The sequence below is a fragment of the Rhizobacter sp. P2_H2 genome (assembly GCF_056403375.1).
Genome location: NZ_JBFUFP010001818.1, coordinates 1 through 561 on the forward strand (window position 1 = coordinate 1; position 561 = coordinate 561).

1 protein-coding gene and 1 pseudogene are annotated in these 561 nt (G+C 69.7%); both read left to right on the plus strand.

Annotation, left to right across the window (positions count from 1 at the left end):
* Positions 1-220 (plus strand): annotated as a pseudogene (locus tag AC1D15_RS36390) (hypothetical protein); the annotation flags it as partial.
* A gap of 16 nt (positions 221-236) precedes the next feature.
* The coding region (locus AC1D15_RS36395; protein ID WP_477829916.1) for a mannitol dehydrogenase family protein at positions 237-561 on the plus strand (325 nt) is incomplete at its 3' end.

Genomic DNA, 561 nt, shown 5'->3' on the forward strand with positions numbered 1-561 from the left:
CCTCGGCCTCGGCTCGTTCCACCGCGCGCACCAGGCCGTCTACCTGCAGAACCTGATCCATCAGGGCGACACCAGCGAAGGCGTCCCCCTCGTCTCGCGGCAGAGCGAGCGCACCACCCTCAAGCCGGGCGACAGCGTCGGCATCAGCTTCGACGCCAGCGCCCTCCACCTCTTCGACGCCCAGGGGCGAACGCTGCGCCCGCTGCAGCAGGCCGCCTAGCGATGCGAGCTTTCCCATGACGACCACTCCCCTGACCATCCTCCACCTCGGCCTCGGCTCGTTCCACCGCGCGCACCAGGCCGTCTACCTGCAGAACCTGATCCATCAGGGCGACACCACCTGGCAGATCGCCGGCGGCAACCTGCGCCCCGACATGGCCGACACCATCGCGGCGCTGCAGAAGCAGGGCGGTGCCTACACGCTGGAGACGGTGACGCCGGCCGGCGAGCGCTTCTACGAGCGCATCACCGCGATCCGGAAGATCGTGCCGTACACGCCCGACCTGGCCGGGCTGATCGCGATCGGCGCCGATGCCGCCACGCGCATCATCTCGTTCACCG